This window comes from Paraburkholderia sp. GAS42, assembly GCF_050436565.1.
Taxonomy (GTDB): Bacteria; Pseudomonadota; Gammaproteobacteria; order Burkholderiales; family Burkholderiaceae; genus Paraburkholderia.
The window spans coordinates 246167-267435 of sequence record NZ_JBNDML010000001.1 but is presented as its reverse complement, the minus strand read 5'-3'; the positions used below and the strand labels follow the sequence as shown (position 1 = coordinate 267435).

The window sequence follows — 21269 nt, the reverse complement described above, 5'->3', positions numbered from 1 at the left end:
GCCGTCGAGCAGCGACGATGCCGGAGCGCTCCGGACAAACGCGTCGCGAAGCGTTGTATGCGACGGCCGTGCTGCCGCTTCCCTGTGCGGCGCCTGCTATGATAGCGCAGCGCAAACCCAATCAGGACAAGGGTTTCGAAGATTTACACGGTTCTTTGTCTGATCCAGTTCGGATTGGGCCGATTTCGATCAGGAACGCATCAAACAACACGCGTCATGGCGCTCGATGCCACGCTGGCGTTGGTTTTTGCCAACGTTCAGGCGCACGTGTATCGCCGTGTAACCCTTGTAACAAGGGCTTTCCAGCGCTTTACACTTCGCTTCACAGCGCGCTTTTTACGTCATTAACGACGTCCTCTTTCTACTCATGAACGAGCCGCTGATCCCTGCCACTCTCGCCTTTCGCGACAACGGCGCACCCTTCTCACGCCAGTACGACGACATCTATCACAGCGCAGTCGGCGGTCTTGCGCAGGCTGAGTACGTGTTTTTGCAGGGCAACAATCTGCCCGCTCGCTGGCAGGATCGGCGCATTTTCACGGTGATGGAAACGGGCTTCGGCATGGGCATCAACTTCCTGATGACATGGGCCGCATGGCGCGCCGACCCCACTCGCTGCGAACGACTGCATTTCGTCTCGACGGAAAAACACCCGTTTACACAGGACGATCTGCGTCGCGCATACGACGCGACCGTTGCGGACGCATCGATCTCGTCGCTCGCACAGACGCTTGCCGATGCGTGGCCAACCCTGGTTCCAGGCACACACCGGCTCGAATTCGAAGGCGGCCGCGTGATACTCACGCTCGTGTTCGGCGACGCGACCGATACGCTTCCGTCGCTCTGGTTACGTGCTGACGCGTTCTATCTCGACGGCTTTGCGCCCGCGAAAAATCCTGACCTGTGGACGCCGCAACTTTTCAAACAACTCGCGCGCCTGGCGGGCGATGACGCAACGTTCGCCACCTACACGAGCTCCGGCGACGTGAAACGCGCGCTGTTGCAGGCCGGTTTCGAGTATCACAAGGTCGAGGGTTTTGGCTGGAAGCGCGCGATGCTGGTCGGGCGTTTTGCGCCACGCTGGCGCGTGCGCCGGCACGAACCGCCGTTGCCGCTTGCCGTCGATGAGCGACACGCCATTGTGATCGGCGCCGGGCTGGCCGGCTGTGCCGTGATCGAACGGCTCACCGCGCGCGGCTGGCACGTCACATCGCTTGAACGACACGACGCGATCGCGCGCGAAGCGTCCGGCAATCCAGCAGGGGTATTTCATCCGATGCTCTCTCGCGATGACAGCGTCGCGTCACGCATCACGCGTGCAGGTTTTCTCTACGCGTTGCAGCGATGGGCTGCGCTCGAAGACGCCGGACATTCAATCACGCGTGGTCCGTCGGGTCTGCTTCAGCTTGCCGCGAACGAAGAAGAAGCGCGGGAGATGACTGAATCGCTGGCATCGTTTGCGTGGCCATCGGATTACGTCATACCGATGTCGCGCGATGAAGCGCGACGTATCGCGAATGTCGATGTCGCGAACGGCGGATGGTTTTTTCCGCGTGGCGGCTGGATCGACCCGGCCACACTTTGCGCCGCGCAATGCGCGGCCGCGGGTACGCTGCTCGATCGACGCTTCGGCGTGAACGTCGCGCGCATCGAACGCGCAGGCGACCAGTGGAATGTGTTCGACGTGAGCGGGCAAGTGGTTGGCCGCGCACCTGTTGTCATTGTCGCGAGCGCGCACGATGCCGCGCGCATTGCTGGCCTGCGCTACGCCGCGACGCGCAGCGTGCGCGGTCAGCTGACTGTGCTGCCCTCAGGCGCGGTCTCCGGTCTGCAGGTGCCGGTAATCGGCGAAGGCTACGTGGTTCCGTTCGCCAATGACCTCACGCTGACGGGCGCGACGTACAACATCGATGATCTCGATCCCACCTTGCGCGCAGACGACCATGTCGAAAATCTGGCGCGCATTGCACAAATGCTACCGGCGCTGCGTAACACAATCGATCCTCTAAAGGCGGCGACGCTGGAAGGCCGCGTCGCATTCCGATGCGTCGCCCATGACCGGATGCCGATGATCGGCACACTCGCCGATGAAGCCGAAGCTGCGCGTGAAGCCGGGCGTCTTCGCGGCGCATGGCCGCTCGATCTGCCGCGCACAACAGGTATGCACGGCGCATTCGCTTACGGTTCACGCGGGCTGGTATGGGCCGCGCTCGGTGCGGAACTCATCGCCTCGCAGATCGAAGGTGAGCCCTGGCCGATCGAACGCGATCTTGCCGAAACAATCGACCCCGCACGCTTCCTCCTGCGTGCATTGCGTCAAGGCACGGTTCAATAGACACCGAAAAGTTATCCACCCGTGCCTGTGGATAACCGTGAGAAAAACCGGTTCAACTCATGTGGAACCGATGTGGACGTAAACGGGACAACTTTTGCGTCGCGTCTTTTCCGGAAAAGTTGTTCCTGGAAGCCCGCGAGAGCCACACATGCTGTGCGTGCTGTTATGCGCTCCCCAATGCGATGATTTGATTCGGTAAACGAAGGTTATCCACAGAAAAGCGATGCCCTTGTTAACTGTTACTACGTATACATACAGGTAAACATATAAACAAAGAGGTCTGGGCGGTCGCTTCAGATCAAACCCGAAAGGCCAAACCCCTCGACCCGCAAAAACCACCGTTCGCACCGGCCCCTCCAAAACCCGGTTCAATCCGAAAAAAGCCCGGCGGCGCTACCCCAATGCACCCCATAAAACGGTCGTTTTTTCCTGTTTCGCTGAAGATAACGTCCGTTTTTACCGCTTTACCCTCACGTTAGGGCCTTTTCGGTCCACGTTGAAAAACCTGTGGCACAATCGCCGTTCTTCGCGCGCACGCTTCGCTCCATTCAACGTGCGCACCAACGGAACGGTTGCCGGTCAACAACAATCTGATTCACAGGTCGACGGCGTTCGTACACATGTGTCTGGCAAGCTGCCGCAGGGCACACGCTGACACACGCGGGCACGTGCAGACTTCGCCGTCCGCAGTCAATCGGTTTTTCGCGCAACCGTCTCAGTTTTCACCCGATCGACAATCTGCAACGCCCGTCGGCGCAGCGCGATAGCGACGACGAACGCGAGCCGCGTTCACACTCCGTCACCGGCCCGTCCGCCGGTTCGCGCCGCATGGCCGTTGCTGCAAAAGGAGAAGCCACCACGATGAAGTCGGCGTTTTCATTTTTCCCGGCCTGGCCGCTCACGCCCGACGCGATCTTCTGGGCCGGTCTCGCGCTGCTTGCGGCGGGTCTCTGCGGAGAACTCTGCTATCGCGCATGGCGCCTGCCGCGTATTTCCGGCTATGCGGTGATCGGTCTGATCGCTGGTTCGGCCGGTTTCGGCGTGATCGACGCCAGCAGTTCTGGCGCCGCGCGTCCGCTGCTGGACGTCGCACTTGGCCTGTTGCTGTTCGAACTGGGCAGCCGTCTCGACCTGCGCTGGATCCGTCGTAACCCATGGCTGATCCTCTCGAGCATCGCCGAAGCGACGCTCACGTTCGTACTCGTTCTCGCGGTTCTGCTGTTCGTGAAGGTGCCGACGATGGTCGCGATGGTGCTCGCCGCGATCGCAATGGCCACATCGCCCGCGATGGTGATCCAGCTCAAGACCGAACTGCGTGCAGAAGGACAGGTTACGCAGCGTCTGATGACATTGACCGCGCTCAACAGCATGTACGCGGTGGTGATCGAAAAGCTCGCATCGAGCTGGCTGCATCAGGAGGTGTACGGCAACGTGTTCGCTACGATCCTGCAGCCGCTTTATCTGCTGATCGGATCGTTCGTGCTGGCATTTGCGCTCGCGCGTGCGTGCAATTTCTTTTATCGACGCATGAACATGCAGGACGAGCATTCGTTTGTCGCGCTGTTCGGTCTTGTGTTGCTGGCGATCGCGCTCGCGCATCTGTTCAGGCTGTCGACAATCCTGAGCCTGCTTGCCGCCGGCATCATCGTGAAAAATCTGGAAGCGCGGCCGCAGTTGTGGCCGCAGCATTTCGGCACCGCGGGCTGGCTGTTGACCGTGATTCTGTTCGTGCTGACGCTGACGTCGTTCGAATGGAAAGACATTGCGCTCGGCGGCGTCGCCGCACTGGGTCTGATCGTTGCGCGTCTGATCGGCAAGCTTGTCGGCGTGCTCGCGTTCGCGAAGCCGAGCGGACTGAACTGGAAGCAGGGCATGGCACTCGGATTGTCGCTTTCACCGATGTCCGCACTTGCGTACCTGCTCGTCGACGATACGTATGACCTGTATCCGAATTTCGATCCGCTGCTGCGTGCAGTGGTGATGTGCTCCATTGTCGTGCTGCAGCTCGTCGGGCCGTGGCTCGTTTATCGCAGCCTTGCACTGGTGGGAGAGCGTCGCGAGTAGGCATTCGCGCGGAACAGCCCTCATTTCACAACGATTGCGGCCGGCCAGCGCTCACGCGAAAGGCCGGCTCAACCAGCAAACCTAAGGGACGTCATGTCACTCGAACCCTTTGTCGACTCGAAACCGTTCACTTTCGGGATCGAGCTCGAAATGCAGATCGTCAACACCCATGACTATGATCTGACCAAAGCCGGCACCGATCTTCTGCGCCTCATCAAGGACGAACCGATTCCCGGCAACATCACGCCGGAAATCACTGAAAGCATGATCGAGCTGCAAACAGGCATCTGCACGACGCACGAGCAGGCACTGGCCGATCTGCGCACGATCCGCGACACGCTGGTCACCGCGGCCGACCGTCTGAACGTCGGGCTCTGTGGTGGCGGCACGCACCCGTTCCAGCAGTGGAGCGACCGGCAGATCGTCGATACGCCGCGCTTCCAGTACATTTCCGAGCTCTACGGCTATCTTGCCAAGCAGTTCACCGTCTTCGGCCAGCATGTGCACATCGGTTGCCCGGATCCGGATAGTGCGCTGTTCCTGCTGCATTCCATGTCGCGTTTCATTCCGCATTTCATCGCGTTGTCTGCTTCGTCGCCCTTTGTGCAGGGCGTCGATACCGGGTTTCATTCGGCGCGACTGAACTCGGTTTTCGCGTTCCCTTTGTCGGGTCGCGCGCCGTTCGTGCTCACGTGGGACAGCTTCGAAGAGTATTTTTCGAAGATGGTTCACACGGGCGTCGTGAACAGCATGAAGGATTTTTACTGGGACATCCGTCCGAAGCCCGGTTTCGGCACGATCGAAGTGCGTGTGATGGATACGCCGATGTCCGTCGACCGCGCCGCGGCGATCGCCTGCTACATCCAGACGCTCGCACGCCATCTGCTGCTCGACAAACCGCTGATGCCGAAGGAAGACGATTACCTCGTCTACACGTTCAACCGCTTCGAAGCATGCCGCTTCGGCCTTGCGGGCACCTGTATCGATCCGCAGACAGGCGAGCGGCGTACGATTTCCGAAGACATCCTCGCCACGCTCGACCGTATCGCGCCGCATGCCGACGCGCTGGGATCGGGCAAGGCGCTGGAAGAAGTCGGCGCGATCGCGCGCAGTCAGGTCAACGATGCCACGTGGCTGCGTGGCGTATTCGCCGAAGAAAAGTCGCTGCATGAAGCCGTGCGGCAGCAATGCCTGCAATGGCGGGCGTGATTCCCCGCCACCAGGTTGTCGTCGTTATCCGACAGAACCCGCTTTTAGCGGGTTTTTTTTCGCCTTTTGATTTCCAGCTCGGGCTTCCTCTAGTTTGTCCAATGTTTACGTATACATACGTAGTAATAGTTAACAAGCATGGGCTTCATCTGTGGACAACGAAGGATTTCCCTGCAAAGTCAATGCATTGCGTAAACGACAACCATGCGGATCTCACCGGTGTCTTCGCCGGGAACGGCGGATAACTTCATGTCACCAGGATGCCGATGCGCGGGTTATCAAGAATCGGTGCACATCCATTTCATGGGATATCCCGGGGTTATCCACAACGCGCGCTGGATAACTTAGCTGTACGATTGGCCGCACTCGCATAGAATGTCGGTTTTAACGCTGTGGCGTGGCCGCGTCAGGCATTGTTTCCGAAAGAAACCATGGTCGACGATGCCCAGTGGATAAAAGAGAGCATCGCTGCACGACGCGCCGGAACAGGCTCGCAATGCAGAATATTTTTGAGATAGTTAGAATCGGCCCCGCCTTTCCCGGACGGGACGGTCCCCACACAGGCTGCCGGCGTGTATATCGCCGACGGCCGACCACGTGGCAGCTTGCTGTCAACAACGAACGAAAGATTATGAGCGAAGGCGTCTACGGAGAGCAGGCAACCGGGCGGGTGACCCACACCCTGCTGCGACTGAGCACGGCCATGCGGAGCCAGGCATGGGAATGGGCGGAAGGTGCGGGTCTCACCCCGACCCAGGGTGAAATTCTCGTTTTGCTGATGCAACGCAAGGGTCCGATGCGTCTCGGCGAAATTGCGCGTGAAACGGCTTTGACCGCGGCCACAACGAGCGACGCAGTCAGCACGCTCGAAGGCAAGGGTCTTGTCGAAAAACGTCGCGCGCTGGACGACGGGCGCGCACTGGCCGTGCGTCTCACTGCGCGCGGCCGTACTGCGGCGAAGCGCGCGGCGCAATGGCCGGATTTTCTGGCGAAGGCCGTCGGTACGCTGAAGGTAGACGAGCAGGCCGTGTTCTATCGCACGCTGCTGAAGACAATCCATCAGCTGGAAGCGCAGGAAACCATTCCTCCGCACCGCATGTGCCTGTCGTGCACGCACTTCGAACCGAGCAGGAATCCGAAGAAGACGCCGCACTACTGCATGCTGCTCGAGTTGAAGATGGCGGACACGGACGTGCGTCTGGATTGCGCAGTGCACGAAACCGCCGACGTCGCGACGCAGAAGAAGATCTGGAAGATCTTCGCGCAGTAAGCGTCAGTTCGCCGGGCCGCAGGGCAGGGATCGTCCGTCCGGAAGCTTCTGCTTCTTACCGGGCGATCCGGTCTGTGCTGCAGCGGGCACGTCAACGCATGCCCCGGCGCTCTTAAAGTCAACTTCGAGTCAACCTCGAGAACAGGACCTGCCGATGAATCACGAAGTTCTGGCCATCCGCCATGTGCACTTCGAAGATCTGGGCAGCTTCGAGCTTGTGCTCGGCGAGCGCGGGCGTCCGGTGCGTTATCTCGACGTTGGCGTTGGACGCATCGAGGCGCCCGACCCGGTTGCACCTTCGCTAATGATCATCCTTGGCGGTCCGATCAACGCGTGCGACGACGCACGGTATCCGACACTGGTGCCGCTCGTGTCGATGATCGAACGACGCATTGCCGCCGGTTTGCCGACCCTCGGCATCTGCCTCGGCGCGCAACTGATCGCGCGGGTGCTGGGTGCGCGGGTCTATGCAGGCCCGCGGCCAGAGATTGGCTGGAGTCCGCTGACGCTTACCGGGGCGGGTCATGCATCGCCCGTTCGTCATCTGGACGGCGCGCACACGTCGATGCTGCACTGGCACGGCGATACCTTCGATCTTCCCGAAGGCGCGACGCGTCTTGCCTCCACGCCGATTTGTGAAAATCAGGCATTTGCGTGGGGCAGGCATGTGCTCGGTCTGCAATGTCATCCGGAAATTCGTGCCGACCGCTTCGAGCCGTGGCTGATCGGTAACGCTTCGGAAATCGGCGGAACGGACGGCGTCGACGTATTGCAGTTGCGAGCAGATACGGCCCGCCTGGGTCCGCGTCTCGAAGAGGCGTCGCGCAAAATGTTCGGCGAATGGCTGGATCAGGTCGAGGCCAGACCATGAGCGATACGGTGTTTCGTGTCGATGCCGTGCTGACGGGCGTCGTTGCGCCGCTCGGTGACAACGGCAAGCAGAGCGCGATCGGCAAGGTACCGGTCGATCGTCGCGTGTGGCTCGGCGAAACGGGCCTCGACGGTGACGAGCAGGCCGAGCGCAAACATCACGGCGGCCCGGAAAAGGCGCTCCTTCACTACGCGTTCGATCACTATGCCGTCTGGCGCGATGAATGGTCGATGCCGCGCGATGGCCTGACACGGCTCGACACTTGTGGCGCGTTCGGTGAAAACATCAGCACGCTGGGTATGACTGAAGCGACGGTCTGCGTCGGCGACGTGTACCGGATGGGTGGCGCACTCGTGCAGGTCTCGCAGCCGCGACAACCCTGCTGGAAACTGAACCTGCGTTTTGAGCGCGATGACATGTCGCGTCGTGTGCAGGATACGCGTCGCACGGGCTGGTACTACCGCGTGCTCGAAGCCGGCGAGATCGGCGCGGGCGATACGATCGAACGGCTGGCGCGGCCGCATCCGGGCTGGACCGTCGAGCGTCTGCTGCGCGTGCTGTACGTCGATCGTGACGATCGGGGCGCGCTCGAGGGCATGGCGAATCTCGACACCCTGACGCCTTCGTGGCGTGCGACCGCATCGAAGCGGCTCGCGAGCGGCAAGGTCGAATCGTGGTCGAGCCGTCTCGATACGCCGGTAAGCCAGAAGCAGGACACCTGAAGTCTTACCCGGCGTTCAGGTTTCAGTCGGCTTTCTGGGCGGCCGCCTGCCAGCAGCAGAAGAAACGCGGTGCTATGCTCGATCGCTCTTTGTCCTCCCTCGCGAGAACCTATGAGCGCGCTATTTTCTCCGCTCACGCTGCGTAGCGTGACGCTCCGTAACCGTATCGTCGTGTCCCCGATGTGCCAGTATTCCGCCTGGCGCGGCGAGGCCAACGAATGGCACATGATCCATCTGGGCCACCTCGCGCTTTCCGGCGCAGGTCTGCTTTGCATCGAAGCGACCGCTGTCGAACCGGATGGGCGCATCACGCCCGGTGATCTCGGTTTGTGGGACGACGTCACCGAAGCCGCGCTCAAGCCGGTGCTCGCAGCGATCCGCAAGCATTCACATGTACCCGTCGCGATGCAGCTTTCGCATGCCGGCCGCAAGGCATCGAGTCATGTGCCATGGGAGGGCGGCCAGCTGATACCGGTGTCCGAAGGTGGCTGGTTACCTCACGCACCGTCGGCGTTGCCGCACAAGGCCGGCGAAGAGCCGCCGCTGGCGCTCGACAATGCAGGACTCAACCGGATCCGCGAAGCGTTTGCTGCATCGGCGCGTCGCGCGGCGCGGCTCGGCATCGATGCGCTCGAAATCCACGCGGCGCACGGCTATCTGCTGCATCAGTTTTTGTCGCCGATCGCGAATCAACGCACCGACGACTACGGCGGCTCGCGCGAAAACCGCTGGCGTTTTCCGCTGGAAATCATCGATATCGTGCGCGCTGCATTTCCCGCCGACAAACCAGTCGGTGTGCGCGTGTCGGCGACCGATTGGGTCGATGGCGGCATCCTGCTTGAAGACACCATCGCCTTCGCGCATGAATTGAAGAAGCGCGGCTGCGACTGGATTGACGTATCGTCGGGCGGTGTGTCGCCGTTGCAGAAGATTCCGCTCGAACCCGGTTATCAGGTGCCGTTCGCACAGGCCGTGAAGGAGGCGACGGGCCTCACGACGATCGCGGTCGGTCTGATTACCGATCCGCAGCATGCCAACCGACTGATCGAAGCGGGCGATGCCGATCTCATCGCGATGGCCCGCGCGATGCTCTACGATCCGCGCTGGCCGTGGCACGCGGCCGCGCAGCTCGGTGCGACCGTCGAGGCGCCGCCGCAATACTGGCGCTCGCAACCGCGCGACCAGAAGGCGCTATTTGGAGAGACAACGCTCGGGCAGCGCTGATCACAACGAAGAAGAAGAACATCGGATGGTTTTTGACGGTTGAACGAAGTCGTCTCTAACGTGTACGATGCCGGTTGTGGCGCATGGGCGTCGCAGGACTACGCGGCGCCGGTATGGCGCCGCGTTTGCTATCCGCGTCAGAAAAACCGGCAGGTTCCTGGCATGACGCACGGGAGCAACCGCATGTTCACCTCCAGTTCTTCACAAGGATTCATTCAATGAGTTCACGCAGGATCGCTGTGCGCCGCTCGGGTGTGCACGGCAAAGGCGTATTTGCCGTGGAAGCGATTGCTGCCGGCGAACGACTGATCGAATACAAGGGTGAGCGGATCACGTGGAAGGAAGCACTGCGTCGTCACCCGCACAATCCGGACGAACCGAATCACACGTTCTATTTCGCGCTCGATAGCGGCCACGTGATCGACGGCAAGGTCGATGGCAACAGCGCGCGCTGGATCAACCACTCGTGCGCGCCGAACTGCGAAGCCGAAGAAATCGACGGCCACGTGTACGTCCACGCGCTGCGTGACATCGAAGCTGGCGAAGAACTGTTCTACGACTACGGCCTCGTGATCGACGCGCGTCAGACGAAGAAGCTGAAGAAGGAATACGAATGCCGCTGCGGCGCACGCAAATGCCGCGGCACGATGCTGGCCGTTCCGGACAAGCCTGAGAGGAAAGCGAAGAAGAAAAAGTGAGCGACGGGCCGCGCGTGACGCGCGCCCGCCAGACATCACATATCGATCGGCGCCTGGTGCGCCGATTTTTTTGTCGCGCGGCCGGGCGCATCTTGCACGCTGCCCGCGACGTCCGTGGCAACTGGAATGCGCACGATGAAACGCGCGCCACCGTCGGCAGCATCTTCGTAGTGCACGTCGCCGCCGTGCAGCACCATGATGTCGTGAACAATCGCGAGACCCAGACCGGCGCCCCCGTCGACGCCCGTGTCGCTTTGTCCATCGCCGCGGAAAAACCGTTTGAACAGTTCCGCCTGCTGCCTGGGCGGCACGCCCGCGCCGTTATCTTCGACGATGATTTCCGCCATCGCGCGGCCGTCGTCGATAACCTGTGACACGCTGACCGTGATGCGGCCGCCGTCGTAGCGCGTGGGCGGCACATATTTGAGCGCATTGTCGAGCAGGTTGGCGAACACTTCGTGCAGCAACACCGGATTGCCGCGCGCGATCAGCGGACGGTCGTTAGCCGGGTCGTCGAGGCGCTGAAAGCCCAGATCGACGTGGACCGCAAGCGCTCGCGGTACCCATTCCGCACCGGTTTCGAACGCGAGCGCGGCCATATCGACGTTCATGAAACGCGCGGCCTGTTCGCCTGGCTCCGCACGCGCGAGCGACAACAACTGGTTCGACAGGCGCACTGCACGATCTGCGGCCGCGCGCAGTTCGCGCACGGCGACCAGCACCTGCTTCGGTTCACGCGCAATGGCGGCCTGCTCGGCGTGCAGTTTCACTGCGGTTAGCGGCGTGCGAAGCTGATGCGCGGCGTCGGCGATGAATTTGCGCTGCCCATCGAGCGCGGTTTTCAGGCGGTCGAGCAGACCATTCAGTGCGCTCGTGAGCGGCCGGATTTCGATCGGCACAAACGTTTCGTCGACCGGTTCAAGTGACGTGTGCGTCTGCCGGTTCAGCGAATCGGCGAGATCGGTGAGCGGATTGAGCTGCTGGTTCACGACGCGCCACACGATCACCCAGCCGGCAAGCAGCAGCAACAGCAGGGGCATCATGATCGCGACGAGAAACTCGGCGGCAATGCGGAAGCGATGATGGACCGGCTGGCCGACCTCGACGACGATCGGATTGCCCTGCGGCTGGTTCACGCGTACCTGCGCGACGCGCACGCTCGTGCCTTCGTGCTCCGTCTCGAACACATACGCGTAGTGCATGCGTCGCACACTGGTACCTTGCAGCGGCAGCTTGGGATCGCCGGCAATTTCGGTTTCGCCGTTGCTGATGCGGTAGACGAGCTGTTCGACCGGATCGGAGAACATCGCCTGCGCGAGCGGCGGCACGGTAATGGGCGCGTCGGGTCCGGCGATCTGCACCTGCCGCGAGATGGCGGTGGCGAGGTCAGCGAGGGAACGGTCGACGACGTGCTGCGTGTACTGCCATGCAAGCCAGTAAGCGATGAGGCCGCTCATCAGCGCGAGCAGCGAAAGGGGAGCAGCGAGGCGGCGCAGCAGCGAGCGCCGCAGGCTGTTCGCGACCGGATGGGGCATGGTCGAACGCGCAAAAAGAATCAACGCGGATCAGATTACTCCTCGTCCGCGAAAAAAGCCGGGCGCCGATGGGCATCTCGACAAAAAGGTGCCCGACGGCGAAGGCCCGGCCGTATCAGGCCACCGGGTGAAACACGCGGTTACGCGGCCTGACGGATTTCCTGCAGCAGATACCCAAAGCCACGCACCGTGACGATTTCCACGCGGCAGGCTTCGAGCTTTTTGCGCACCCGGTGCACATAGACTTCGATCGCCGTATCGCCGAGATCGCCGCCGAAGTGCGTCAGGTGATCCTGCAGTTGCGCCTTGCTCACCACGCGGCCATGACGCAGCAGCAGCATTTCGAGCACCGCGAATTCGCGCGGCGACAGTTCGAGCGGCTTGTCGTCGTTGAAGATGCGGCGGTCGACGCCCGACAGACGCACGCCGCCCAGCGAAACTTCCGGACGCGGCATGTCGCCGTGCGGGCCGCTGCGGCGCATCACCGCGCGGATACGCGCTTCGAGTTCGGCGGGTTCGAATGGCTTCAGCATGTAGTCGTCGGCGCCGGAATTGAGGCCCTGAACGCGGTCGTTCAACTCGTCGCGCGCAGTCAGCACGATCACCGGCGTGTGGCGGTTGCTCTGGCGGAAGCGCGAGAGCAGCGTCATGCCGTCGATGCCGGGCAGGCCCAGATCGAGGATCACGAGTTCGTGACGGTTTTGCGTGAGAGCCTGTTCGGCGAAGATACCGTCGTGGACCATGTCGACCGTGAAGCCGGCTTGTTCGAGGCTACTTTGGATGCCGCGTGCGATGGGGCGGTCATCTTCGATCAGAAGGAGTCGCATGGATTTCGCTCAAGTACAATGGGTTTAGGCGTTTCGTGCATGCGTTCGCCGGAGCGCCTGCTGCACAGCTTGTGCGGCGTTGCCGTGCGATGCGGCCATCGAATGATCACGAAAGTCATGTCCGTCATTACGATCAACGAACTCGAGGCTGCGATCAACTTCTGGCGCAGCCGCTCACCTTCGAGCGGCGACGAACTCAGCCTGTGCAAGGAGGCAAGCGCGCTCTCCAGGCCGTATGCGCAGATGATTGTACAGCGAGAGACCTGGCTCGAACCGGAACGTTTGGACGCGATGGCCCGCGAAGCGTGGGATTCTTACGTGCGCCTTAAGAACGGCCTGTAGAAGTGAAGGTTTGGTAGCCTGAATACCTGCAAAACCCTTTCATCAGACGTGTTCGGGCGGTTTTTCCCTGTCTCGTTGCCATTTTCCCTGCATCATTCGCGCTGTGCCGGTTTCGCGATTCCGTCGATGAAACGGGCCATGGCGATGTCGCGCTCCGTGACGCCGTTCACCTCGTGCGTCGACAGCGTGATGTCCACCTTGTTGTAGACGTTGAACCACTCGGGATGGTGGTCCATCTCCTGCGCCTTGATCGCGACGCGTGTCATGAAGCCAAACGCCTCGTTGAAGTCGGCGAACTGGAACTGACGCTGGATCGCGTCGCGACCGCTCGCGACCTGCCAGCCGTCCAGCTGGCTGAGCTGCGTTGCGCGTGCTTCGGAAGTCAGTTTCTGGATCATCGGAATACCTCGTCAGCCGGGTTGTACGCGCGTCCCCGCTGCGGCACGGCACGCGCGTGTCGGACTATTTTTTCACGGATGCGGATGCGCTGCTGACCGCGGCTGCCGTGCGGCAGCCGCGGTCAGACGTCGCCTTCGGCTTCCCAGCCTTCCTGCGTGCCGCGTGTGATGATGCGGCCAGCGTCTCGCATGTCGCATATCTCGCCGGCAGCGAGCGCGGGTTGATCGACGAGTTTCGCGAGCAGCGGCGCAAAGTCGGTACGCGCGACGTCGAACAGCTGTGCGAAGTCATCAATGACAAAGTACGTTTTCTGGAACGTGTCGATCCGGTAGCGCGTCTGCATCACGCGCTCCAGATCGAAGCCGATGCGGTTCGGCGCGTCGCTTTGCTGGCTGTATAGCGTCTCGCCCTTGCTCGACACGATGCCCGCGCCGTAGATTTTCACGCCGTTGGGGCTCGCCGCATCGCGGATCAGGCCGAATTCGACCGTGTACCAGTAGAGACGCGCGAGTAGCGGCAGCGCGCCGGCGTCGCTGGCGGCGAGCGCCGCGCGGCCGTAGGCGTGCATGTAGTCGGCGAAGACAGGATTGATCAGCAGCGGCACGTGGCCGAACAGGTCGTGAAAGCAGTCCGGTTCCTGCAGATAGTCGAGCTGGTCGGGTCGACGCATCCACCAGGTGACCGGAAACCGCCGGTTCGCCAGATGCTCGAAGAAAACGCGATCTGGCACGAGACCCGGCACGGCGACGATCTGCCAGCCGGTGGCGGGCGTCAGTTGCGCGTTGATGGCATCAAACGACGGCACCCGTTCCGCCGGCAGGTTCAGCTGCGCCACGCCTGCCAGGAATTCATCGCAGACGCGGCCCTTAAGCAGCGCTGTCTGACGTTTATAAAGCTGCTTCCACACCGCGTGATCGACGGCGCCGTAGCGATGCATCGGCTGATCGATGGTGAAATCGGCGCGGGTTTCAAGACCGGCGTCGAACTGTTCCTTGAGTTTTGCGGTGCTGGCCGTCGACATGAAGATGCGCGTTGCTGCAGAGTGAGGATGTCTGCAAGTGTAGAGCGGCGAACACGCGGAAAGGGCGCAATGATGGCGTTACTGGTCGTTGATATGCAATAATCGTGCACTAAATAGCAATTCAATGCGGAGAATCATCATGCTCGAACTCGATCACTTCGATCTGGCGCTTCTAGAAGTGCTGCAGCGCTTCGGGCGTGCCACGCACCAGCAGCTTGGCGAGCAGATTCCGCTGTCGCCGTCGCAGATCGGCCGGCGGTTGCAGCGGCTCGAATCGACGGGTGTGATCGACGGCTATCGCGTCGTGTTGCGGCCCGAGAAGCTCGGGCTCGGCGTCACCGCCTTTACCAGCCTGAAACTGAAGCACCACGGCGATTCGATCATCGAACAGTTCCAGCAGCAGCTCGACGTGCTGCCGGAGGTGCTGGAGTGCCACGCCGTCGTCGGTGATGCGGATTATCTGCTGCGGATCGTGGCGCCCGATCTGAACGCGCTTTCGTCGTTCGTGATGAAGAAGCTGATGCGTGTGCCCGGCGTCGACAGTGTGCGCTCCAACATCGTGCTCACGACCTTCAAGCGCAACGGGCCATTACCGCTCGGCCATCTGTCGCCGGGCGCGCCCGCCGCGTGAAAGCGCGGGCGTTCTGCTGCTGCGCGGGCCAGCTCAGGCCACCTTCAGCGGTTCGCTCTCCGGATTGAGCAGATCCACGTAGGCGACCGCCACCAGATCCGACTCCGGCACGCCGAGCTTCGCGAACATCGCGTGCGCCTCGGCTTCGCCGCCCTCCTCATCGTCATCCTGCGCGAGCACAACTTCGAGTTCGATGAAGTCGCCCAGACCGTCGACGCGATCCAGATGAATCCGCGTGCGCCCGATCAGATACACGTGGCGTTCCTTCGTGACGATGCCACGCGTGGTCAGGGCCGTGGCCAGCAGCGAGTGCATCGCTTCGGCGTTCGTGACCGGGCTGCGTGTGTAGTACGACGCCTTCGGGCCGTCGCGGTCGTCGCGTTGATAGAAGATCAGTTCGGCGGGCGTGCCATCGTCGAACTGACGTAGTTTCAGACGGCCGCGCGGCACGTCGTAGAAGAAGTCCTGCTGGCGGAAGATCAGCGGCGCGTCCGGCGAAAGCTGCGCGGCGCGTTCGCGCAGTTCGTCGAATTGCCGGGCGCGGGCTTTGATCTCGATGTTGCGTGCCATGTGAGACTCCTGTCGAAAGATAGGGCGGGCGACGGCTTCAGGTCGTGCATCGAAGCGCGTCGAGATGGACCAGCGGAAAGTCAGAAGGCGGGCGTTGCGCGGTGCGCAAAACTCGAATCTAGCAAAAAGCACGTGACGGCGTCGTTACGTCAACGTTCGCAGCGACGGCTGTCATGAGCCGCGCTCATATCGTCCATTGCTGCTCGATCAGTTTCATGGCGGCGGCGATGGCCGGTTCGTCCTTGCGGCTGGCGAGGCTGATGAACGTGAGCTCGGTGGGCACCGTGATGCCGTCGACGATCGTCAGCGCGTGGGCGTGCGCTTCGGCGATGGCGGTGGCGTCGCGGGCGAGCGACAGGCCAACGCCCGATTTGACGAGGTCGAGCATCGACGGCTCCTGGTCGACCTCGGCCACCTTGACCGGCTTCACGCCGGCCTCGTCGAACAGATGCGACAGCAGCCGGTTGTGCGCGGACGCGGGCGGCGTCCAGATCCACGGCAGCGCGGCGAGAGCACGCCAGTCGCGCGCGCCCTTGACGCGGTCTTTCCAGCCCGGCGGCGCAAGCACGCGGTACTGGAAGTGCGTGAGCGTGACAACGTGAAACGCCGCTTCGCTGCGGCTATCGTCTTCCGACGGCTGGCCGATGTAGTAGCCGACGTCCAGTTCGCGCGCGAGGATCTGGTCGCGCACCCAGCCCGACATGCCGTGCCGCAGCGCGGTTTCGATCTGCGGCCAGGTTTCCACGAGCTGCTTCAGAAAGCCGCCAAGCCGCAGGAACTGCGGATCGAGGATCGTCCCGATACGCAGCCGGCCGCGCACTTCGTGGCGCAGCGTGGCGGCTGCGCGCTGCACGTCGCTGGCGGCGGTGAGCGCCCGTTCGGCGTGCGGCAGCAACGCCTGACCATCGCGGGTGAGCGTGAGTCCGTGCGACGTCCGCGTGAAAAGCGACACGCCGAGCGTCTCCTGCAGATGCTTGATCTGCAGGCTGACGGCGGGTTGGGTCAGGTGCAGCTGCACGGCCGCGCGCGTGAGATTGCCCTCGCGCGCGACGGTGACGAATGCCCGGAGCAGAGTCAGGTCCATATCCTGATATTAGCGCGCCTTATACCGCAATTGAGCATTACTCATTGGATTTTCGAGACGAAGGACGTTTACGCTTCGATCAGCCGCGTATGCAAACCGCGAGTACCGATATTCACCGAAGAGGAATGACATGAGCGAGACAGATCAAGGCGCACGCGTGCGCGCGCTGACGCACGTTATCAACGGCCGCGCCACTGAAGGCAAAAGCGACCGCTTCGCCGACGTATTCAACCCGGCACTGGGCACGGTGAGCGCGCGCGTGCCGCTTGCGAGCGTCGCGGAAGTCGATGCGGCTGTGGCTGCGGCGAAGGCGGCGTATCCGGCGTGGAGCGAGACGGCGCCGATCAAGCGTGCGCGTGTTCTGTTCAAGTTCAAGGAACTGCTCGACCGTCACCACGATGAGCTGGCTGAACTCATCACGCGTGAACACGGCAAGGTATTTTCGGACGCGAAGGGCGAGGTGATGCGCGGCATCGAGATCGTTGAATTCGCGTGTGGTATTCCGAATCTGCTGAAGACCGATTTCACTGACCAGATCGGCGGCGGTATCGACAACTGGAACCTGCGTCAATCGCTGGGTGTGGTTGCGGGCGTGACGCCGTTCAATTTCCCGATGATGGTGCCGTGCTGGATGTTCCCGGTTGCGATCGCGTGCGGGAATACGTTTGTGCTGAAGCCATCGGAGCGCGATCCGTCGGCGTCGATCCGGCTGGCTGAACTGATGAAGGAAGCGGGCTTGCCGGATGGCGTGTTCAACGTCGTACATGGCGACAAGGTGACGGTCGACGCGCTGCTTCAACATCCGGATGTGAGCGCGCTTTCGTTTGTGGGTTCGACGCCGATTGCCGAATACATCTATACGGAAGGCACGAAGCGCGGCAAGCGGGTGCAGGCGCTGGGCGGTGCGAAGAATCATCTGGTCGTGATGCCGGATGCGGATCTTGATCAGGCCGTCGATGCATTGATCGGCGCCGCGTACGGATCGGCGGGCGAGCGTTGCATGGCGATTTCGGTGGCGGTTGCAGTGGGTCACATCGCTGACGAGTTGATCGAGCGTCTTACGCCACGGGTGGAGACGCTGAAGATTCGCAACGGGATGGATTCAGAGGCCGAGATGGGGCCGCTCGTGACGGGCGCGCATCGCGCGAAGGTGGCGGGATACATTGATGCGGGTGTTGCTGCTGGCGCGAAGCTGGTCGTCGATGGACGTGGACATCAGGTCGAGGGTCACGAGCAGGGGTTCTTCCTTGGCGGGACCTTGTTCGATGATGTGAAGACCGACATGACGATTTATAAGGAAGAGATTTTTGGTCCGGTGTTGTGTGTGGTGCGGGTGCCGGATTTTGCTTCTGCAGTTGAGTTGATCAACTCGAATGAGTTTGCTAATGGGGTGTCGTTGTTTACCTCTGACGGCGGTGTGGCCCGTGCTTTTTCGCGGCAGATCCAGATCGGGATGGTCGGGATTAATGTGCCCATTCCTGTGCCGATGGCCTGGCATTCTTTTGGTGGGTGGAAGCGGTCGTTGTTCGGCGATCACCATGCCTATGGTGAAGAAGGTGTGAGGTTTTATACGCGATACAAGAGCATCATGCAGCGGTGGCCGGACAGTATTGCCAAGGGCGCTGAGTTTACGATGCCGGTGGCTAAGTAAGGGTTTGTTGCTGTTGTTGTTGGCCTTTCCTTGCTTTGGTGTTGGTCTATTGGCGTCGCCCCTGTGCGGGGCGGCACCTACTTTTCTTTGTCCTTGCCAAAGAAAAGTAGGCAAAAGAAAGGCGCCGAAATGTCGTCCGTTCCGGGTTGCGTCGCACGCGGGGAATGGCACCCCATGAGGTGTCTCCCCCGCACTTCGCGCGACCGTGGTCCGCGCACGATCTGATCCAGCGCGTGAGTCACACATGTGACAAGGCAGTCATCCATCCCACTCCGCACTACGTGCGTCGCGGCGCGGATGATACGGATGCCGGTACCTCGGCGTCATGACGCAAGCGTCGCTGGACCGGTCGCCGAAAAAGGAACGTGCACTGAACTGCGGAAAGACAGAAGACCCCAAAAGCTCAAAAGCTCAAGGCTCAAGGCTCAAGGCTCAAGGCTTAAGGCTTAGACACTCAAGGACTTAAAGGTGGTAAGAGTGCGGAGGCCTGACGGGGGTGAAGACGAAACGGTTGAGGCTAGGACGGACGTGCTTGAAGGTTATGCAGGTCGGCGACGCGCGTAGCGCGGAGGCGGGTGAATGATTGCTTTGTCACTGGCGGTGCTGTGCGGGGGATGGTCTCGTGTGCGGACCAAGGCCACATGAAATGTGGGGGCGACACTTCATGGGGTGCCATTCCCCGGTAGCGACACACTCCGGAACGGACGAGTTTTCGGCGCCTTTCTTTTGCCTACTTTTCTTTGGCAAGGACAAAGAAAAGTAGGTGCCGCCCCGCACAGGGGCGACGCAAATAGACCGACGTGAATACAAGGAAAGGCCAACGAAACAGTCCGAAGGCAAAAGCAAACACACCAAAGCAAGACAAGGGAAAAAAGCAAAAAGCAAAAAAGCAAAAACCCAACCGTTATGTCGTGAACGGCGACACGGCCAAGGAGCCACTGGGTGACCATCATGAACCATGAATCAACAAACCCCCGCACACTCGAAGGCGAATTCGACTACATCGTAATCGGCGCGGGCACAGCGGGCTGCGTTCTGGCGAACCGCCTGAGCGAAGACCCAGAAGTAAAAGTCCTACTGCTAGAGGCAGGCGGCAAGGACGACTACCACTGGATCCACGTGCCAGTAGGCTACCTCTACTGCATCGGCAACCCGCGCACTGACTGGCTCTACAAAACGCAACCGGAAACCGGCCTGAACGGCCGCACCCTCTCTTACCCACGCGGACGCGTGCTAGGAGGCAGCTCGTCGATCAACGGCATGATCTACATGCGCGGCCAGCGCGAAGACTATGACGACTGGGCACGCGTCACGAACGACCCATCGTGGGCATGGCAAAACGTATTGCCAGTCTTCAAACGCAGCGAGGACTATCACGGCGGCGCCAGTGAATCACACGGCGCAGGCGGCCCGTGGCGCGTCGAAAAGCAGCGGCTGAAATGGAAAGTGCTCGAAACCTTCGCGCAGGCCGCACAGCAAACCGGCATCCCCGCTACCGATGATTTCAACCGCGGTGACAACACCGGCGTCGGCTACTTCGACGTCAACCAGAAACGCGGCATCCGCTGGAACGCATCGAAAGCCTTCCTGCGCCCGGCAATGCAACGCCCGAATCTCACCATCATCACCGGTGCGCTCACACAACGCCTCGTCTTCGAAGGCCGTCGCTGCACCGGCGTCGAATATCGTGGCGGCGATACCGACTTCATCGCAAAGGCACGCTGCGAAGTCGTGCTCTGTTCGGGCGCGGTCAATTCGCCGCAATTGCTCGAACTCTCCGGCATCGGTAACGGCGCGCGTCTGCAAAACCTCGGCATCGATGTTGTGCACGACCTGCGCGGCGTCGGTGAAAACCTGCAGGATCACTTGCAGTTGCGCATGGCTTATAAGGTCAGCGGCGTGCGCACGCTCAACACGGCGTCCGCGCACTGGTGGGGCAAGCTGATGATCGGCCTGCAATATCTGCTGCTGCAAAGCGGCCCGATGTCGATGTCGCCGTCGCAACTCGGTGCGTTCGCAAAGTCGAATTCCGACGATCCCTCGATTACGCGGCCCGATCTCGAGTATCACGTGCAGCCGCTGTCGCTCGATCGCTTCGGCGAGCCGCTGCACCGGTTCAACGCGTTCACCGCTTCTGTGTGTCAGTTGCGGCCGACGTCGCGTGGCAGCATCCACATCGAATCCAATGATCCGCATGCGCCGCCGCTCATTGCGCCAAACTATCTCTCCACCGATTACGACCGCCACGTCGCCGCCAACGCGATGCGTCTCACGCGCCGTATCGCAGCCGCGCCTGCGCTCGCGCGCTATCGCCCCGAAGAAATCCTGCCGGGCATCCAGTTCCAGACCGAAGAAGAATTGCAGCAGGCCGCCGGCAATGTCGGCACAACCATCTTCCATCCGGTCGGGACCTGCCGGATGGGCACCGCCGACGATCCCGCCGCCGTCGTCGATAACCGGCTGCGCGTGATCGGCGTCGATGGCCTGCGCGTCGTCGATGCGTCGGTCATGCCGACCATTACCTCGGGCAACACGAACTCGCCGACGCTGATGATCGCCGAGCGCGCGAGCGACATGATCCGCGCCGATCGTCGCGCGCGTCTCGCAGGTCTCGAAACGGAGACACACCATCCGCAGACTGTGTCTATTGCATGACATGCAAGCCTTGCGTGCAATCGCATGAGGGGTGCGCATAAAACACTAAGTGCAAATCCCAATGAATGCGCTGCATCATTGGCGAGACAATGGCATCCGTGCTGCGTGGTGCGGCAGGGATTACCGTCCGTATTGGTGCACCACGCAAAACAGGCGACACG

Annotated in this window: 18 protein-coding genes; 12 read left to right on the top strand and 6 right to left on the bottom strand. The window is 61.5% G+C overall.

Features of this window, described 5'->3' with window-relative positions; all coding sequences use genetic code 11:
- Positions 1–367 precede the first annotated feature (367 nt).
- The 8 genes from mnmC (at position 368) to P3T16_RS01175 (ending at position 10393) form a co-directional block, all read left to right on the top strand.
- Entirely contained in the window at positions 368–2335 is a 1968-nt protein-coding gene (mnmC, locus tag P3T16_RS01210; RefSeq protein ID WP_429340878.1) for a bifunctional tRNA (5-methylaminomethyl-2-thiouridine)(34)-methyltransferase MnmD/FAD-dependent 5-carboxymethylaminomethyl-2-thiouridine(34) oxidoreductase MnmC, read from the top strand.
- An 861-nt stretch (positions 2336–3196) separates the two neighbouring features.
- The gene (locus P3T16_RS01205; RefSeq protein WP_429340877.1) at positions 3197–4399 is read left to right on the top strand and encodes a cation:proton antiporter; all 1203 of its coding nucleotides are present in this window, start codon (positions 3197–3199) and stop codon (positions 4397–4399) included.
- Between the two features lie 93 nt (positions 4400–4492).
- Positions 4493–5608, top strand: coding sequence for a YbdK family carboxylate-amine ligase (locus P3T16_RS01200; protein ID WP_429259264.1), 1116 nt, complete (start codon positions 4493–4495; stop codon positions 5606–5608).
- A 631-nt stretch (positions 5609–6239) separates the two neighbouring features.
- The gene (locus tag P3T16_RS01195) at positions 6240–6878 is read left to right on the top strand and encodes a MarR family winged helix-turn-helix transcriptional regulator (protein WP_429259263.1); all 639 of its coding nucleotides are present in this window, start codon (positions 6240–6242) and stop codon (positions 6876–6878) included.
- A gap of 154 nt (positions 6879–7032) precedes the next feature.
- On the top strand, positions 7033–7749 hold the full coding sequence (locus tag P3T16_RS01190) for a glutamine amidotransferase (RefSeq protein WP_429340876.1): 717 nt from the start codon (positions 7033–7035) through the stop codon (positions 7747–7749).
- Positions 7746–8471 carry an MOSC domain-containing protein gene (locus tag P3T16_RS01185; protein ID WP_429340875.1) on the top strand — a complete coding sequence of 242 codons (726 nt, stop codon included), beginning with the start codon at positions 7746–7748 and terminating at the stop codon, positions 8469–8471. Before P3T16_RS01190 ends, P3T16_RS01185 begins: the two co-directional genes overlap by 4 nt.
- Positions 8472–8582: 111 nt before the next feature.
- A complete protein-coding gene (locus tag P3T16_RS01180) occupies positions 8583–9695 on the top strand; it encodes an NADH:flavin oxidoreductase/NADH oxidase (protein ID WP_429340874.1) in 1113 nt (370 codons plus the stop codon).
- A 218-nt stretch (positions 9696–9913) separates the two neighbouring features.
- Positions 9914–10393 (top strand): SET domain-containing protein, encoded by a 480-nt coding sequence (locus P3T16_RS01175; RefSeq protein WP_429259259.1) that lies wholly within the window; start codon positions 9914–9916, stop codon positions 10391–10393.
- 35 nt (positions 10394–10428) lie between these two features.
- Here the strand turns inward: P3T16_RS01175 and P3T16_RS01170 are convergent, their stop codons facing one another.
- Together P3T16_RS01170 and P3T16_RS01165 are read right to left on the bottom strand one after the other, a co-directional pair.
- Positions 10429–11928 carry a sensor histidine kinase N-terminal domain-containing protein gene (locus P3T16_RS01170; RefSeq protein WP_429340873.1) on the bottom strand — a complete coding sequence of 500 codons (1500 nt, stop codon included), beginning with the start codon at positions 11926–11928 and terminating at the stop codon, positions 10429–10431.
- A gap of 140 nt (positions 11929–12068) precedes the next feature.
- On the bottom strand, positions 12069–12755 hold the full coding sequence (locus P3T16_RS01165) for a response regulator transcription factor (protein ID WP_133661401.1): 687 nt from the start codon (positions 12753–12755) through the stop codon (positions 12069–12071).
- 117 nt (positions 12756–12872) lie between these two features.
- Here P3T16_RS01165 and P3T16_RS01160 point away from each other — a divergent pair, with 117 nt between their 5' ends.
- Positions 12873–13097 carry a DUF3717 domain-containing protein gene (locus P3T16_RS01160; protein ID WP_429341054.1) on the top strand — a complete coding sequence of 75 codons (225 nt, stop codon included), beginning with the start codon at positions 12873–12875 and terminating at the stop codon, positions 13095–13097.
- 92 nt (positions 13098–13189) lie between these two features.
- Here P3T16_RS01160 and P3T16_RS01155 read toward each other — a convergent pair whose 3' ends face one another.
- Together P3T16_RS01155 and phhA are read right to left on the bottom strand one after the other, a co-directional pair.
- Complete coding sequence (locus P3T16_RS01155) at positions 13190–13495, bottom strand: 4a-hydroxytetrahydrobiopterin dehydratase (protein ID WP_429340872.1); 306 nt, start codon at positions 13493–13495, stop codon at positions 13190–13192.
- Positions 13496–13617: 122 nt separating this feature from the next.
- Positions 13618–14517 (bottom strand): phenylalanine 4-monooxygenase, encoded by a 900-nt coding sequence (gene phhA / locus P3T16_RS01150; protein WP_429340871.1) that lies wholly within the window; start codon positions 14515–14517, stop codon positions 13618–13620.
- Positions 14518–14656: 139 nt separating this feature from the next.
- Between phhA and P3T16_RS01145 the strand changes: the two genes are divergently transcribed.
- Entirely contained in the window at positions 14657–15148 is a 492-nt protein-coding gene (locus P3T16_RS01145; protein ID WP_429259254.1) for an Lrp/AsnC family transcriptional regulator, read from the top strand.
- Positions 15149–15181: 33 nt separating this feature from the next.
- On the opposite strand, the gene P3T16_RS01140 is transcribed toward P3T16_RS01145, so the two are convergent.
- Positions 15182–15718, bottom strand: coding sequence for a class IV adenylate cyclase (locus P3T16_RS01140; protein ID WP_429340870.1), 537 nt, complete (start codon positions 15716–15718; stop codon positions 15182–15184).
- Between the two features lie 184 nt (positions 15719–15902).
- The gene (locus tag P3T16_RS01135) at positions 15903–16802 is read right to left on the bottom strand and encodes a LysR family transcriptional regulator (protein ID WP_429259252.1); all 900 of its coding nucleotides are present in this window, start codon (positions 16800–16802) and stop codon (positions 15903–15905) included.
- 130 nt (positions 16803–16932) lie between these two features.
- Between P3T16_RS01135 and P3T16_RS01130 the strand changes: the two genes are divergently transcribed.
- Both P3T16_RS01130 and P3T16_RS01125 read left to right on the top strand, forming a co-directional pair.
- A complete protein-coding gene (locus P3T16_RS01130; protein ID WP_429340869.1) occupies positions 16933–18453 on the top strand; it encodes a CoA-acylating methylmalonate-semialdehyde dehydrogenase in 1521 nt (506 codons plus the stop codon).
- Positions 18454–19404: 951 nt separating this feature from the next.
- The gene (locus P3T16_RS01125) at positions 19405–21108 is read left to right on the top strand and encodes a GMC family oxidoreductase (protein ID WP_429340868.1); all 1704 of its coding nucleotides are present in this window, start codon (positions 19405–19407) and stop codon (positions 21106–21108) included.
- Positions 21109–21269 lie beyond the last annotated feature (161 nt).

Coding starts and splice junctions, on each gene's coding strand:
- mnmC (WP_429340878.1), top strand. CDS start 368: ATGAACGAGCCGCTGATCCCTGCCACTCTCGCCTTTCGCGACAACGGC.
- P3T16_RS01205 (WP_429340877.1), top strand. CDS start 3,197: ATGAAGTCGGCGTTTTCATTTTTCCCGGCCTGGCCGCTCACGCCCGAC.
- P3T16_RS01200 (WP_429259264.1), top strand. CDS start 4,493: ATGTCACTCGAACCCTTTGTCGACTCGAAACCGTTCACTTTCGGGATC.
- P3T16_RS01195 (WP_429259263.1), top strand. CDS start 6,240: ATGAGCGAAGGCGTCTACGGAGAGCAGGCAACCGGGCGGGTGACCCAC.
- P3T16_RS01190 (WP_429340876.1), top strand. CDS start 7,033: ATGAATCACGAAGTTCTGGCCATCCGCCATGTGCACTTCGAAGATCTG.
- P3T16_RS01185 (WP_429340875.1), top strand. CDS start 7,746: ATGAGCGATACGGTGTTTCGTGTCGATGCCGTGCTGACGGGCGTCGTT.
- P3T16_RS01180 (WP_429340874.1), top strand. CDS start 8,583: ATGAGCGCGCTATTTTCTCCGCTCACGCTGCGTAGCGTGACGCTCCGT.
- P3T16_RS01175 (WP_429259259.1), top strand. CDS start 9,914: ATGAGTTCACGCAGGATCGCTGTGCGCCGCTCGGGTGTGCACGGCAAA.
- P3T16_RS01170 (WP_429340873.1), bottom strand. CDS start 11,928: ATGCCCCATCCGGTCGCGAACAGCCTGCGGCGCTCGCTGCTGCGCCGC.
- P3T16_RS01165 (WP_133661401.1), bottom strand. CDS start 12,755: ATGCGACTCCTTCTGATCGAAGATGACCGCCCCATCGCACGCGGCATC.
- P3T16_RS01160 (WP_429341054.1), top strand. CDS start 12,873: ATGTCCGTCATTACGATCAACGAACTCGAGGCTGCGATCAACTTCTGG.
- P3T16_RS01155 (WP_429340872.1), bottom strand. CDS start 13,495: ATGATCCAGAAACTGACTTCCGAAGCACGCGCAACGCAGCTCAGCCAG.
- phhA (WP_429340871.1), bottom strand. CDS start 14,517: ATGTCGACGGCCAGCACCGCAAAACTCAAGGAACAGTTCGACGCCGGT.
- P3T16_RS01145 (WP_429259254.1), top strand. CDS start 14,657: ATGCTCGAACTCGATCACTTCGATCTGGCGCTTCTAGAAGTGCTGCAG.
- P3T16_RS01140 (WP_429340870.1), bottom strand. CDS start 15,718: ATGGCACGCAACATCGAGATCAAAGCCCGCGCCCGGCAATTCGACGAA.
- P3T16_RS01135 (WP_429259252.1), bottom strand. CDS start 16,802: ATGGACCTGACTCTGCTCCGGGCATTCGTCACCGTCGCGCGCGAGGGC.
- P3T16_RS01130 (WP_429340869.1), top strand. CDS start 16,933: ATGAGCGAGACAGATCAAGGCGCACGCGTGCGCGCGCTGACGCACGTT.
- P3T16_RS01125 (WP_429340868.1), top strand. CDS start 19,405: ATGAACCATGAATCAACAAACCCCCGCACACTCGAAGGCGAATTCGAC.